General features: G+C 68.6%; 14 protein-coding genes. 5 read left to right on the top strand and 9 right to left on the bottom strand.

Annotated features, from left to right (window positions below):
• Positions 1–69 precede the first annotated feature (69 nt).
• The gene (locus ACIRP2_RS10705; protein ID WP_404248551.1) at positions 70–1,305 is read right to left on the bottom strand and encodes an aminotransferase class V-fold PLP-dependent enzyme; all 1,236 of its coding nucleotides are present in this window, start codon (positions 1,303–1,305) and stop codon (positions 70–72) included.
• Between the two features lie 281 nt (positions 1,306–1,586).
• Here ACIRP2_RS10705 and ACIRP2_RS10700 point away from each other — a divergent pair, with 281 nt between their 5' ends.
• From ACIRP2_RS10700 to ACIRP2_RS10690, 3 genes are all read left to right on the top strand, one after another.
• Positions 1,587–2,312 carry a FadR/GntR family transcriptional regulator gene (locus tag ACIRP2_RS10700; RefSeq protein WP_404248549.1) on the top strand — a complete coding sequence of 242 codons (726 nt, stop codon included), beginning with the start codon at positions 1,587–1,589 and terminating at the stop codon, positions 2,310–2,312.
• A 411-nt stretch (positions 2,313–2,723) separates the two neighbouring features.
• Complete coding sequence (locus ACIRP2_RS10695) at positions 2,724–3,194, top strand: hypothetical protein (protein WP_404248547.1); 471 nt, start codon at positions 2,724–2,726, stop codon at positions 3,192–3,194.
• A gap of 290 nt (positions 3,195–3,484) precedes the next feature.
• Positions 3,485–6,061 (top strand): MFS transporter, encoded by a 2,577-nt coding sequence (locus ACIRP2_RS10690; RefSeq protein WP_404248545.1) that lies wholly within the window; start codon positions 3,485–3,487, stop codon positions 6,059–6,061.
• 141 nt (positions 6,062–6,202) lie between these two features.
• On the opposite strand, the gene ACIRP2_RS10685 is transcribed toward ACIRP2_RS10690, so the two are convergent.
• The 3 genes from ACIRP2_RS10685 to ACIRP2_RS10675 all read right to left on the bottom strand — a co-directional run bounded on the left by ACIRP2_RS10685 (position 6,203) and on the right by ACIRP2_RS10675 (position 9,544).
• Positions 6,203–6,787, bottom strand: a complete 585-nt coding sequence (locus tag ACIRP2_RS10685; protein WP_404248543.1) for a hypothetical protein — start codon at positions 6,785–6,787, stop codon at positions 6,203–6,205.
• A 5-nt stretch (positions 6,788–6,792) separates the two neighbouring features.
• Positions 6,793–8,619, bottom strand: coding sequence for a hypothetical protein (locus ACIRP2_RS10680; RefSeq protein WP_404248541.1), 1,827 nt, complete (start codon positions 8,617–8,619; stop codon positions 6,793–6,795).
• A 400-nt stretch (positions 8,620–9,019) separates the two neighbouring features.
• Positions 9,020–9,544: an ATP-binding protein gene (locus ACIRP2_RS10675; protein ID WP_404248539.1), complete on the bottom strand. Its 525-nt coding sequence runs from the start codon at positions 9,542–9,544 to the stop codon at positions 9,020–9,022.
• A gap of 318 nt (positions 9,545–9,862) precedes the next feature.
• Between ACIRP2_RS10675 and ACIRP2_RS10670 the strand changes: the two genes are divergently transcribed.
• Positions 9,863–10,714: a helix-turn-helix domain-containing protein gene (locus ACIRP2_RS10670; protein WP_404248537.1), complete on the top strand. Its 852-nt coding sequence runs from the start codon at positions 9,863–9,865 to the stop codon at positions 10,712–10,714.
• Between the two features lie 11 nt (positions 10,715–10,725).
• Positions 10,726–10,917, top strand: coding sequence for a hypothetical protein (locus ACIRP2_RS10665; RefSeq protein WP_351080300.1), 192 nt, complete (start codon positions 10,726–10,728; stop codon positions 10,915–10,917).
• 68 nt (positions 10,918–10,985) lie between these two features.
• Here ACIRP2_RS10665 and ACIRP2_RS10660 read toward each other — a convergent pair whose 3' ends face one another.
• From ACIRP2_RS10660 to ACIRP2_RS10640, 5 genes are all read right to left on the bottom strand, one after another.
• A complete protein-coding gene (locus ACIRP2_RS10660) occupies positions 10,986–11,591 on the bottom strand; it encodes an OmpA family protein (RefSeq protein WP_404248535.1) in 606 nt (201 codons plus the stop codon).
• A gap of 53 nt (positions 11,592–11,644) precedes the next feature.
• Positions 11,645–12,259, bottom strand: a complete 615-nt coding sequence (locus ACIRP2_RS10655; RefSeq protein ID WP_404248533.1) for a hypothetical protein — start codon at positions 12,257–12,259, stop codon at positions 11,645–11,647.
• A 31-nt stretch (positions 12,260–12,290) separates the two neighbouring features.
• A complete protein-coding gene (locus ACIRP2_RS10650) occupies positions 12,291–12,899 on the bottom strand; it encodes a pilus assembly protein TadG-related protein (protein ID WP_404248531.1) in 609 nt (202 codons plus the stop codon).
• Positions 12,899–13,129, bottom strand: a complete 231-nt coding sequence (locus ACIRP2_RS10645) for a hypothetical protein (protein ID WP_329818171.1) — start codon at positions 13,127–13,129, stop codon at positions 12,899–12,901. The genes ACIRP2_RS10650 and ACIRP2_RS10645 overlap by 1 nt, the downstream gene beginning before the upstream one ends.
• Positions 13,130–13,374: 245 nt before the next feature.
• Positions 13,375–14,484, bottom strand: a complete 1,110-nt coding sequence (locus tag ACIRP2_RS10640) for a response regulator (protein ID WP_404248529.1) — start codon at positions 14,482–14,484, stop codon at positions 13,375–13,377.
• Between the last annotated feature and the right edge of the window lie 12 nt (positions 14,485–14,496).

Raw genomic sequence — 14,496 nt, 5'->3', positions numbered from 1 at the left:
CTCCCAGTTCCAGGGGATCGGTGACGGTGGTGCGGGACAGGGATCTGCGCGGGCGGGGGTCGCGGGGGGTCACCGGGACACGGCCCGCGCGGCGCGGGCCCACTCGACGAGCACGGGAACGCAGCGCTCGACGAAGTCCTCGAAGTCGGCGGCGGTGTTGTAGACGTGCGTCGACAGGCGGAAGTACCCGGCGCCGCCGAAGCTCGTGAACGCCGCCTCGACGTCCAGTTCGGCGGCGACCCGGTCGCGCAGCGCGTCGGCCGCGGCATGGGTCGTGCCGAGACCGTCGGGGAGTCGTACGAGGCGCAGCGCGTTGACCGGCATGCCGACGTCCACGGCGGCGCCGGCGCCGGTGGCCTCGGTGAAGGCGTCACCGATGAGGCGTTCCGCGTAGTCCGCGAGTTCCGTCATGTACGTACGGGCCGTGTCCCAGCCCCAGACGCCGTCGATGAAGTCGAGGGCGGTCGGGGCCGCGAGATAGCTGGTCGCGTCGATGGTGCCCTGGGTGTCGAAGCGGTGCGGGAACGGTTCCTCGGCGCCCCAGGAGTCGATCAGCGGGTAGAGCGCGTCCCGCAGCGGTCCGCGGGCGACCAGGGCCGACGTACCGCGGGGCGCGCAGCCGAACTTGTGCAGGTTGCCGATCCACACGTCGCACTCCAGGCCCGCGAGCGGGTCCTCGGCGAGGCCGGGCACGTGCGCGCCGTCGACCAGGAGCGGAATGCCGCGCTCACGCGCCAGCGCGCCGATCCGCTCCACCGGCATCCAGCGGGCGGTGGCGGAGGTGATGTGGTCCAGGACGATCAGTCCGGTGGAGCCGGTGAGTTGGGCGGCCACGGCCTCGTACGCCTCGTCCTCGCCGGCGTCGAGCGGGATCCGCGCGGTCCGGACGGTGCCGCCCCAGCGGCGCGCGAGACGGCGGGCGCCCATGGTCACCGCGCCGTAGCCGTGGTCGGTCACGACGACCTCGCCGCCGGGCCTCGCCGGGACGTTCGCGTAGACCACGCTCGCGCCACCGCTGGCGTTGGGCACGAGGGCGAGGTCGTCGGCGGAGACCCGCAGGAACGCGGCGATCTCCGTCCGCGCCGCCGCCACGCGCGCCGGGAGCGCGGGGAACCAGGTGCCGGGCGAGCGGTCCATCTCCTCGCGCAGCCGGCCCTGCTCCCGCTGCGCGACGAGCGGCACCGCCCCGAACGACCCGTGGTTGAGGTGCTGGTGCGCGGACAGCAGCGACCACGCCTCGATCGCCGGCCGGCCGTCGGCCAGCAGCAGGGGGCGGGGCGCCGCGGTGACGCAGGTCTCGCTCACGTGATTCAAGATCTCCCCTTGGCCTCGTCGCCCCATCGGACGCTACGGTCGACACATCGGACAGTCACAGAAAGAGGTCTGATGACTTGCGGCGCATCCTGACACCTGACTCGGGGAAGAACAAGGTTTCTCACGAATTGGCTGCCCACTCCGAGCGATGTCATCGGATGACTCGGGGAGGGATCACGGAAGAAATCCGATGAATCTGTAGAATCGACAGCACAGTCGACCGTGGGTGGTTCCACCGGACCGCCGCCGTCGATGTCTCGGGAGGGGAAGCGATGTCCGCAGTCGACCAGGCACTCCACGGCCTGCGCCGCATGATCGCCGATGGGCGTCTCGTCGCCGGCCAGCGCCTGCCGCCCGAGAGCGACCTCTGCGAGGAACTCGGCGTCTCACGCGGCTCGTTGCGCGAGGGGATCCGTATGCTCGCGGCGCTCGGCGTGATCGAGGCACGTCACGGCTCCGGTACGTACGTCTCGCAGCTCCGGCCCGAGGACATCGTCGGCAGTCTCTCGCTCACCGTCGACCTGCTGCCGCTGACCGGACTCCTGGAGATGTACGAGATACGACGCGTCCTGGAGTCGCACGCGGCGGCGCAGGCGGCGGCACGGATCACACCCGAGTCGCTGAACACGATCTTCACGTACATGGAGGCGATGGAGGCCACCGAGGATCCGGACCGGGTCTCCGCGCTCGACCAGGACTTCCACGCGGAGATCGCCCGCGTCGGCGGCAACCCGACCCTCAAGTCCCTCCTGGCAGTCTTCCGCGCCCGCTCCCGCACGTACCAGGTCTTCACCCTGCCCGAGGGCCCCCGCATCAAGCGCTCCAGCGACGAGGACCACCGTGCGATCGCGACGGCGATCGCGAACAGGGACCCGGTGGCGGCGGCGGCCGCGGCGTCCGCGCATGTGGCGCATACGGAGAGGTGGCTGCACGCCTTCCTGCCGCAGACACCGGACCCGGACCCCGAGCCACCGACCGGCCCCGAAGCGGGCGCCTGACCTCGGTCCGCCCGCACTCCACCTTTCTCGCGCGGCCTTGCCGGTGCCGTGACCGGCAGTGTCCGCCCGGAGGAAGCGTCGTCCGGTGCACGCGATCGCACGGCGACCGGAAGCCTTCGCAGCAAAGCCGCCAGGGTCACGTCACACCCGGCCCCCCAAGCGCAACACAGAGCCAGTCTCGCCGCCCGACCAGCACTTACGGGCCAGAAGGCGACCCCTTTCCAGACACACACTCCCTCCCGTTCACGGCCGCTCAAGTGGCAGAAGGTGCACCCGAGTACGAGGAGTACTCGCTGCCGCACAAGAGCCTCGGGAAGATGATTGTCGACCACCCGAACACAGCCTGGTACGCGCACCGCACCTGAGAACTCCATGCTTGACACATCGGTCGATCCGTCTATGGGGGGAAACATGAAGAGCCGCTTCATCGTCGGCGTCACGCTCGCAACGCTGCTCGCCCTGACCGGGTGCGGCAGCGACGACGTGAAGCCGAAGGCAGGGTCCGACCGCAAGGCCGTCGAGGCGTACGTCGCCGCTCTCAACGAACGGGACGCGAACGCACTGCTGAAGCTCGACGGAGCCCGTGGTCCCGGCGTCGAACGGGACGCCCAGAAGGCCATCGACGAGAAGGGCGGCCGTGGCCTGGAGGTAGAGGGCATCCGGATCGACTACGATCTCGGCCCCGACACCGGCTCGGCGCTGATCACTGCCAAGGACAGCAAGGGTGCCGACTATCGGGAGCGCCTCACCATCACCCGCGACGGCAAGCAGTGGCATCTCGTGATCCTGCCCGTGTCGCCACCGCACGACAGCTCGAAGACTCCCGCCGGGACGACAGTCCCCTCCGGCGCGGTCGACGCGTCGAAGTCCGCTTCCGGCTGACCGGAGCCCCGTGACCACCTTCCGTGTCCCCTCACGGATGACGTGCTCGTCCCCTCGTCGCCGCCGGCGCCACAGCGCCACGCAGGACTCGGCCCTCGCGTACGGCGGAGGCACAGCGACAGCGTGAAGCCGGTGCGGTGGGGGCTGCCGAGACGCGGATACGGGGCCGGCGTACGCGCCTCGGCGGCAACCGCTCCTCGACCGGCACCGACCGATGGCGTCGGCACACTGCACCGATGATTCACCGTGATTCGACACCGGGGTCCGGATTCCTCAACTACCTTACTGCCGTGGACCAATTGATCACCGAGGATCCGCCGCGCATCGGTCCGTATCGCCTGATCGCCCGTCTGGGTGCGGGCGGTATGGGCCTGGTGTACCTGGGCCGCTCGGAAGCCGGACGAACCGTGGCAGTGAAGGTGGTGCAGGCCGAGCACGCCCAGCACCCGGAATTCCGCAAGCGGTTCGCACGCGAGGTAGCGGCTGCCCGGCGGGTGGGCGGGACCTGGACGGCAGCCGTGCTCGACGCCGACACCGAGGCCCCGGTGCCCTGGGTGGCGACCCAGTACATCCCCGGGCCCGATCTGACGACCGTGGTCGCCAAGGACTTCGGGCCGTTGCCCGAGCACTCGGTCCGCACGCTCGCCAACCGCCTGGCAGTGGCTCTGCAGTCGGTCCACGGGGCGGGATTGATCCACCGCGACCTGAAGCCGTCCAACGTGCTGGTGACAGTGGACGGCCCGCGCGTGATCGACTTCGGCATCGCGCGGGCCATGGACAGCCTCGCCGGGGACAGCCTCCACACCCGCACCGGGATGCTCATCGGATCCCCCGGCTTCATGTCGCCCGAGCAGGTGCGCGGCCTCGAACTCACCCCGGCCAGCGATGTGTTCTGCCTGGGCGCCGTCCTCGTCTACGCCGCCACCGGCCGCCTCCTCTTCGGCGCCACGGAAACCGGCCTGAACGCACACCTCTTCCGCATCGCGGAGGAGGAAGCGGACCTGACCGGCGTACCGGAGTCACTCGTCGATCTCGTACGCGCATGCCTGCACAAGGACCCGGCACAGCGGCCCACCCCCGCCGATGTGGCCGCCCGCACGGCCACCGACCAGGGCGGCGAATGGCTGCCCGGCTCGGTACTGGCCCAACTCGGGCGACACGCAGCCCAGTTGTTGGACTTCGCTCCGGAGACACGGGCCACGCAGCCGGACCCGCGCATCCCTGCCCAGGTCCAACCGCTTCCCCCGCCGCCCGCGTACACCCCGACGACGCCGGCGGACCCCCGCCAGGCACCGCCGGGGTTCGCACCGTCCGCGGGCCCGGCTCCCGGTGCCCGGCCCGCGTCACCGGCCGGCGTCCATGGCCCGCACCCCAGGCGGTGGTGGGGACTGGCAGTGGCCGCGCTGGCGCAACTGCTGATGCTGATCGGCACGACGACCACGAACTTGGCACTGCCGTCCGTCTACGCCGATCTGCACCCCGCCGCCGACGACCTGGGCTCGCTGCCCCTCGCCTCCGCGCTGGCGTTCGGCGCGCTGCTGCTGCTCGGCGGACACATCACTGATCTCCTCGGCAGCAAAAAGACGTTGATCACCGGTCTGGTCGGCTACGCGGTGGCGTGCGCGATCGGCGGCTCGGCCCCTTCCTTCGGCGTGCTCATCGGAGCCAATGTCCTGCGGGGCGCGTCCGCCGCGCTGCTCTCATCGGCCGTGCTGGCCCTGGTGTCGATCGGCTTCACCGATCCGAAGGAACGGGGCAGGGCCTTCGGGATCTATGCGGCGATCGCCGGCGGCGGAACGGCGATCGGCCTGTTCGCGGACGGATGGCTGGCCGAAAGCCTGAGCTGGCGCTGGAGCTTGTACGCCGGCGTCCCGCTCGCCGTGGCAGCCGTGATCTGTGTGGCCGCCCTGGTGCACGACGGCCCGGTCCGCTCCCCCGCCCGCCTCGACGTTCCGGGCCTGCTGCTCGGCTCCGTCGGGCTTGTCGCCCTCGTCTACGGCTTCGGCCGGGCCGAGTCGCGCGGCTGGAGCGATCTCCTGGTCGTGGTCCTCCTCGTGGGCGGGATCGGCCTGCTCCTGGCCTTCGCCTGGTGGCAGACCGCGACGCCCGGCCCACTCCTGCCGCCCTATGTCTTCCAGGACCGCAATCGCGTCGGCTCCTGCCTCGCCCTGGTCTTCATCGGCATGGGCATGTTCGCCCTGCACCAGATCCTGACCAACTACCTGCAGGGCGCCCTCCACTTCGCCCCGTCCCAGATCGGCACGGGCCTGCTGCCGATGGCCGGGGCGGCCGTCGTCGCCGCCACCCAGGTCTCCGCCCGCCTGTACCGCCGACTGGCGCCCCGCGTCCTCATCGTGCCGGGCCTGGCGCTGACGGCGATCGGCCTGGCACTCCTGACCGGCCTCGACACCGACAGTACGTACGCCGCCCACGTGCTCCCCGGCACGCTCCTCGTCGGCTTCGGTCTGGGCCTGGCCTTCGTGCCGCTCTTCGCCACCGCGACCGGCGGAATCACCCCGCAGGACTCCGGCGGGACCGCGGCCATGGTCAACACGGCCCAGCAGTCTGCCGTCTGGGCCGCCTCGCCCCTGTTCGGCGGCATCCTCGCCTCGGTGGTCTCCGCCCGGCTGGATCACACGTCAGGCGCTCCTGAGGGCTTGTCCAAAGCAGCCGAGCAAGGCATCCTGCTCGGCGGCCAGAACCTTCCGGCGTCGCTGTCCGGCGTCGTCAAGGAGGCTGACAGGGCGGTCCTGGACGGCTACTCCGTCACCCTTTGGTGGGCGGTCGGCCTCACGCTGCTCGCGGGTCTGCTCGCCGGCCTGCTGGTCACGGCCAAGGCTCCGAGTGGTGATCCCGGCTCCCGTTGATGCCGTGCCCCGGTCGATCCGCGGGCCCGGCGGGGTGCGGGCACTCCATGACGACGTACGGGACGCCGACGGGACGTGCCCCCGCCTCCCCTTGGGGGCACGCGGGGCACCACCCCCGGGCGCACGGTCAAAGTCCGTACCTCAAGAACGATGGAACACGACGAGCGGCGGCTCCTGCCGTCCGATCAGCCCGGAGAGCTCCGGGTGCCGCGCCGTCTCCTCCGACCGCAGAGCGAAGCGGTCCGGCCGGCGGCCGCGCCAGGGCCGGCCGTCGAGGATGATCCCCTCCCAGTCCTCGTCCTCCGACACGCCTCGCTGATCGACGACGAATCCCCTGCACTCTTCTCGACGAGCGCCGATCTCCGAGGAAACCGCACGGACAACGTGACTCTGCTGCACCTGGCTCATTCCATCGAGCCCGAATTCCAGGGCAATCACATCACTACCGGAACAGCGGCGTATTCTCGTGAAGACGTCCGTGTCACCATCCAGCCAGAACTGGAAATTCACTTCATCGATTCCGGTCAGACCGGCTGCACCCATGAGCTCCGTGCGCGCGACGAAGACCTGCTCGCCCCAGGAGATCGGGCCGTTGGTCACCATGCTGATCAGGCCGGTCGAGGGGTTGCCGAGCATCAGACCCTGCCCGTCCAGGGCACGCAGCACAGAGGCTGCCCGACCCGCGTCCCAGCCCCTGTGGTACCAGTGGACAAAACCATCACTCATCGAGCTCACCTCACAAAGGTGTGGACATTGCCATCACCGAGAATTCTTCTCGCCAGATTCAGTGCAGCCTCCGGGGTCCCTTCCTCCAGATAGACCTGGGCCCGGACCCCCTGCTGCTCCGCCGCGTATTTAAGAATGTGGCACTTCTCTCCGAATCTGGCCAGGTTCCTCGCTTTCGCCGGTCCGCCCACCGCAATATACGAACCGTCCCCGCCGATGACGTCCACATCAGATGTTCCCGCACCGGGTTTGGTGATTCTCAGTCCGGGTTTGCCCGGCTCGCCGGACGGGATCCTCCCCTGCGTCAGCTCGGCCACCTTCCGTTCGCGCGCCGACCCCACGGCATCCGAGGTCGCAGGGTCCGTCGAGTTCTTCCCCGCGCCGGCCGACGACTCTCCCCCGCTCACCCCGTCGCCCGCCCCATCGGCACCCGCGGCCGTCATGAGGACGAGGCCGGCGGTGCCGAGGAGAGCGGCATCGAGAAGTGCCTCGGCCGTCAGCGCTCCCACCGCTCCACCACCGGCGAGAGCCAGTCCGCCCGGTGGAAAGAGAGCGAGGAGGGAGAACAGGAGGAGAGCGAAACCGAGAAGGACGAGGAACGTGTCGAGCGCGTCCAGCAGGTGGAGGGTGGGGATTGCCCTGCCTTCCGGGCCCGCGGCTCCGAGCCCGCGATACAGCAGGAGCCCGCCGGCGACCGCCGCTCCCGACGCGACGCCCAGGCGAAAGCGGTGAACGGCGAGCACCTCGCCCGCAAGCTGGTTCGACGATGCCCGCCAGGTGCGGAGCAAGGCGGTCACCTGCCATGCGATCCAGATCAAGGCAGCCGCACCGAAGCCCATCAGGATTCTTGAGCCGCCCGCAGCGGTGAAGAAGCCCTGAAGTGCGGCGGTGGAGGTGAATGTGCCGACACCGAGGAAGAGAACCGACGGAAGCATCAGCACGCACGCCAGGAGAAACAGCCACCTCCGGCGGGAGACATGTGCTCGGGCCACCTTGAGCCGGCTGCGTAACTCATCTCTGCGCCAGACGTCCTGCCGGTCCGTCATATCCATTCGGTTCGCTGTCCGGACAAGCGCCCGATACAGGGAATCGGAGCTGCCGGGCGGAGCCACTGCCACGGCATACAGCAGGGAGCGGCGCAGCCGGACGAAGCGCAGCACTGTCACCAGGCTCCACGGCAAGCACCACGCCGCATAGCGCACCAGCGCACCGGCCCTGTCGCCGTCCATACGCTCGGAGGACAGCAAGACGCGCGGTACGGTGCGCCTCCCGCGGCGCAGCTGACGTAGATCGAGGGCCATGGCGAGAGCCAGGCACACCAATGGGGCGAGCCACGCCGTCGCGTCCAGCTCCGCCAGCCATTGCGTGGCCCGCTCGCCCGGCTTCTCGGCGGCGTAGTTGTTCACGGTGTGGTGCACGGTCGCGGCTGCCCACGGCACCGCACCCACCAGGCGGACCCACCCCCGCGCACGCCAGAACAGCCCGACTCCCAGCCCGGCCATGGCCGTCCACACGAGGTGCGTGAACGTCTCGGCCGCCGGCGGGACGGCCATGCTCGACTCACCGAAAGGCGCGGGAACCCATGCGGTCAGCACCTGCACCGGACCGGGAACATACGGAGGGAACAAGCTGTCCGGGATGATCCAGCCGCCCTCCGGTCGCGCTATGGCTCTGTCCGCGTCCATACCGAACCGCAGCACCGACTCCAGCAGCCCGAACCCGGCACCCAACGCCGCGCCCAGCACCACGAAGTCGGTCAGCCCCCATTGCCTGCGCACCTTGGAAAGGAGGCCCGCGAGCAACAGCGGGCTCACCTTGACGATCTCCTCCACCCAGGGCGCCACCGTGTAGCCGGTGGAACCGACAACGTCCCCCAGGGGCCGTCCCGACTCACTCGCGTACGCGCGGGTGTAAGCGAGTTGGATCAAGGCCGTGGCCACACCGCACCCGTACACCCCGACCGCGAGCGCCAGCAGCACTGTCGACAGCCGCACTGAACGGGTCGGCCACGCCACCGCGAACACCTGCAACACGCCCCAGACAGCGGCCGCACCCATCAGTACCACCATGTCCGCCCCCGACATCCGCATCACACATTGCGATCGGGAACGATCCTAGACAGCTTTTCCCTTACTCACCAAGGGATTTCAGAACCAGGACACGCGAACGCGAACAATTAACAGAAGCTCGGGGCCCAGATGTCGCGCACGCGCGCGCCCGCAGCGGCGTCCGTCACCTGGGCAGCGAGACCCAGGCCTTGATGCCCCCACGGGGCAGGCTCGCGTCACAGACACCCCACTCCCCTCCCCAGTCGTCGACAACAGCCGCCAGCAACCAGAGCGCCCGCCGACGCCGCGTCTCACAGAGCGTGGCGGTGCCCGGCTCGCGATGGCGGGGATGCTGGTCCCAGACGAGGAGACGGAGCGCGTCGTCGCGGTGGCGCAGGGATACGTAGAGATCCTTGTGCGGGCTCATCCTGGCGGTGACAGCGATGAGTTCGGCCGCCGCGTGCGTGGCGGGCCAGACGTGCGGGGAGAGCCCGTGCGCGTCCAGGGCGGCAGCGATCACCGTACGGCCGATGAACGAGCTGCGGACGTCGCCGGGCAGGGTGAAACTCAGCGCGAGGCCGCGCACGGAGCGCCCCTTGGAGCGCAGACAGGGCTGGGGGTACTGCCGGGTGTCGGGGTGCGGATACGGGACCGGCGTACACACCTCGGTGGCGGCCGGGCAGAGCGCGGTGAGTGGCGATGAGTGCATGACTGACTCCCCTGATACGGGTGACGAGTTGGCGACGTCTCTCTTTCGCGTGGGTGCGCACGGATGGCTCACACGGTTGCGTTGCGGACGAGCAGTGGCCTGTCTCCCCGGCACGGGACTGCCCCTCCCAGGGCAGGAGGTTGCGGGCAGGACCGCGCGATGCACTTCCGGCTCGTCGCTGCGTGAGCGGTGCGTCACCTAACGTAGCGCAACGTTGGCACTGATGCCGCGAGAATGGAGGCAATTGCCTCTCTCTCATTGGACTGGGCGCCCACTGCGGCGGCAGACTGTGTCCACAGTCCGTGGAAGAGAGGGCCCATGCCGAGCAGTTCCACTCCGACAGAGCGCCAGAAACGACTCGGCGCCGAACTGCGCAAGATGCGCGTCGCAGCCGAGGCGAGCACCGTCTACGCGGCAGGTCTGCTGGGCATCGATCGCACGAAGATCTCCAACATGGAGGTCGGTGTCCGCCCGATCACGCCCTCGCGCGTCCGCACCCTGGCCTGCAACTACGCCTGCGCCGACCCTCAATACGCCGACGCACTCGCGGAGATGGCCGAGCAGCGGGAACGTGGATGGTGGGAGCAGTACAGGGGCACGCTGCCACCGGGCCTGCTGGACATCGCCGAGCTCGAATGGCACGCGACTCGCATCCGCACAGCGCAGACCGTCCATCTTCCCGGCCTGCTCCATACCGACGCATACGCCCGCTCGGTGTTCGGCGCCGTGCTGCCCGAGCTGTCCCGTCTGGAGATCGAGTTGCGCGTTGCGCACCGGATGGAGAGGCAACAGGTACTCGACCGGGAATCGCCCATCGACTACGTGGGTTACGTCCACGAGGCCGCCCTGCGGATGCAGTTCGGCGGCCGCGACGTCACGCGGGCGCAGCTGGCCCATCTCTGCGAGATGTCAGAGCGTGAGCACATCGAGGTGCGGATCGTTCCAGTTGATCGGGGCGCGTTCCCCGGCGCCGGACACGCGCTCCTCTACGCCCATGGCGTCGTGCCCCAACTCGACACCGTGCAGCTCGATTCGGCTCACGGCCCCGAGTTCATGCATGCCGACGCTCAACTGACGAAATACCGCGCACACCTGGACTGGATGGAGGACGCCTCACTGTCCACTGCCGCGTCCAGGGACTTCATTCACGCGATCTCCAGCCAACTCTAAGGAAGTTCGCCATGTCCGACATCCATTGGGAAGAGCCTTACTGCGGCGAAGGAAACAACTGCTTCAGGCTCGGCACAGACACCGAAGGCAACGGATTCATCGCCATCCGGGGCGAGGAGGATCGTTACCTCACCGACAGCCGCGAGGCGCTTCAGCAGATGATCCGCGACATCAAGGCCGGCAAGGCCGACCACCTGCTTTAGCGACAACAGGAGCCCGGTACCGCGACGTGCACGCGGTACCGGGCCCCTGTTGTGTGCGGTGTGGGACCTCAGGAAGATCCACCACGCGGGAAGGAGACCTCCACCCGGCGGTTCTTCTTGCGGCCCTCTTCCGTGCTGTTGTCGGCGATCGGGTACTGCTCGCCGTATCCACGGATATCGAAGGTGACGTTCGATCCCAGCTGCTTGACCAGCACCGACTGCACCGAGTTGGCGCGCTGCTTGGACAGGACATCGCCGTGTGCCGAGGAACCGAGATTGTCGGTGAAGCCGAAGACGCGCACCTTGGTGGCGTTCTGCTTCTTGATCTCGGTCGCGATGGCAGCGATGCGCGCGTTGGCTGCCGAGCTCAGCTTTGCGCTGTCCTTGCCGAACAGGACCTCGGCCTGGAGCGCGAACTTGATGTTCGCGTTGCTGTCCTCCCGGCGCTCCTGGCCGCCCTCGTCCTCGATCACCTGGATGATGTCCAGGACCTTGGCCGGAGCGAGTGTGGCCCCCTCAACCATTTTGAGGTCGGGGTCGTTTCCGTCCACGGCGACCGGCGGCTTCTCGGACGATTCCGTACCCGGCGGCACGCTCGGTCCGTCATCCGCCAGGGCCGTCGATACCCCGATGACCGACGTGCCGGCCATCAGCGCGACTGTCGCGACGGCCATGCTCGCCAGGTGAATTGGTCGACGCCTCATACGCATGTAGGTCATGTCGTCCGTCACCCGGAGATCTTCAGCGACGTGGTGGCAAACGTCGGCAGGTTGAAGTCGACCTCGGTCGTTGTGCTGGGCGGTGCCGGGAACTGCATGAACACGGGAACCGTCTTGCCCGGCTGGACCGCTGACATCCCGGTGGTGCAGAGGCAGCGGCCGTCCGTGTCACGGAGGATGTAGTAGCGCTTCTTGCCCGCCTTGTCCACGAGCGTCGCACCACCGACGGAGTTGAGGTTCTTGCTGACGATGACGCTTTCGTTTCCGGCCCAGGCGGACGGGTTGACGGTGGCGTCACCCTGGTTCTTCAACTCGCCCTGCACCGTGACGAAGCCACCGGCGTCCCGCTTCACCTGGTTGACGACCAGCAGCATCCCCTTGTCGCCCCGTACTTCGGCGAGCTTCACATTCGGGTCCACGTTCTCCCCGGCCGCGGTGTCCTCCTGCTTCGCTCCCTTGTCCTCGTCCGAGGGCTGCGAGGACGCGGGGGAGGACGGCGAGCCGGTGTCCTTCGACTTTCCTCCGTCATCGGTACCGCAACCGGTGACGGCCAAGGCCAGTGCCGCCGCCATCGAGACGGCTGCCACTGCCCTTCGGGACTTCGTGGAGCGCCGAATGCTCATCGCTTCTGATTCCTTTACTCGTCGTTCGCTGTCAACTGTCGACCAGGTGCACGTCAAAGAGGATCTTGCTCACCTGAGACCAGGGAGGAGGGCTGCCCGGCTTGATTTCGAGCATCTCCCCTCCCCTGCACGAGAAGAAGTACACGTCCTCGATGGAGTCATCGTTGAAGTCCACGGACCGCCACCTGGGGCAACGCCACTCGATGACGGCAGTGGCGTGCCCGTTGGCAAACGTGCGCTTCATGCCGGGAACCACGGACGCACCCACAGGCTTGAGGGTCTTGACCCCGACACTGATCTCGTCCCGCTCACCTCCGGGCGACGGACGGCAGTAGTTGACCTTCGCCTCGTTCTCTGCGGCGAGCGCATGAGCCGCAGGGCACCCGGTGACGGCGTGCCCCTGCAGGAACATGTCCAACATTCTCTCGGGAAGCGAAGCGAGGAACGGACCCTCGAACTGCTCACGGGACTGCTGGGCAGCAGCCAGTGCGGCGGCATCTGCCGCCCCCTGGGCTCCATTGCGCAAGGCCGCGGCCTTGCCGACGGTAAAGAAGGCAAACGCGAGGAAGAGCAGGCCCGCCACCATCACAACGTAGATGGGGAAAGCCTGCCCTGCCTCGCCGCGAAGCTTCGCGGTCATTAGCCGGCCTTGATCTGCGACACCAGGTCGGAGATCTTGCTCGAGATCGAGCCACCGATACCCGAGGCCGCGATCGCGCCGATGATCGCCACGACCACCAGGATGATGCCCAGGTACTCGAACGCCGTCTGGCCGCGGTCCTTGGCCTCGTAGCGCTTCTGGATGGCGCTGACGGTGGTGTTGGCCCAGCCGTTGATGCGAACGGCGGTCTTCAGGGTGATATTCGACATGATGTTCCCCTCCGGGTTCGGCCGGCCGGTAGCCAGCCGACTCGCAAGTTTCTTGGGTGCCGCCCGCGGAACCGGCTTCCTCCTGGCCGGTGCCGCTGGCGACATGAGAAACATACGGCGGCACGCCCTGCCCGCCGGAGGGTCCCAGGGCCCATTCCCGGGCCCAAAGGGTCAGTTGGGCCTGTCCCGCTCGTACATGCAGGGCCCCACGCCCCGCACGCAGCACCGCATCGGTGTTCTGCCGCTCAGCCACGATGACCACCGGCCCCGCGCACCCCTGGTCCCGCCGTGGGGGCCGTGCCGAGCCAGCGGGCGATGGCCTCACTGCGGCTCGCGCTGTGCAGCTTGGTGAAGATGCGGTTGATGTGGTTCTTGACCGTCTTCTCGCTGATGAAGCAGGTGGCGGCGATCTGCTGATTGCTCATGCCGGACGCGATCAGCTCCATGACCTCCACCTCCCGTGAACTCAGCCCGTACTGCTGCCTGTTGAGCTTTGTGCCCGGTTCCCCGGTCATGGAAGACTGTGCCACAACTGGTTGCATGTGCGAAAGACCCTGCGGTGTACGGACGGGTCGCGGCGCAGGTGGCGAAGGTTCTGGCTTGGGCGCGTGTGCAGGCGCACCGTGTTGCTGAACGGAACTCGGGGCGTGGCCGTCATGCCCGGACCCCTGGTAGGGAACGCCTGTGGTCAGCGCCGTTCCGAGCCCCTCCGGAAGCGGTCGCGACTGTGGTCCGGGGCCCTGGCGCATGTGGGCGAGCAGAGCGTTCGCCGCGGTGGCGGTGAAGTGGGCCCGGCCGTCCTTCGTGTCGCGTACGGCCTGCACCAGCTGGTCGGCCGTGAACTCGCCGTGGACCAGATAGCCGCTCGCGCCCAGACGCAGCGCCTCGTGGACGATCTCGTTCTCGCGGCTGTAGGTCAGCATCATCACGGGCGCGATCTGAACGAGGTGCGGCAGCGCGGAGATGCCGTCCACACCAGGCATCCGGACGTCGAGCAGGACCACGTCCGGACGGTGTCGGACGGCCATGTCGTAGGCCTGGCGGCCGTCTGCGGCCTCCGCGACGACTTCGATGTCGTCACGGCCGGAGAGCAGGACGCCGAGGCCGGCCCTGACCACCGGGTTGTCGTCGGCGACGACGACCCTCAGAGCGCCGGGAACCGGTTGACTCGGCGCCTCCGGGAAGGGGGGCAGGGACTCGGATGCCGCGGGCTGCTGGGGGACGGGAGCTTGGACGGGGAACGCGGAAGAGCCGGTCTCCGAGGTGAGCGGGGTGACGTGCGAGGACGTGTGCTGGGACGCGTGGTGCTGTGCGGCCCAGTTCTGGCCTGACGCGCGGGAGACGTCGTCCGGCATCTGCGACCTCCT

The organism is Streptomyces sp. NPDC101194 (genome assembly GCF_044767885.1).
GTDB lineage: Bacteria > Actinomycetota > Actinomycetes > Streptomycetales > Streptomycetaceae > Streptomyces.
This window is presented reverse-complemented; position numbering and strand designations above follow the sequence as displayed.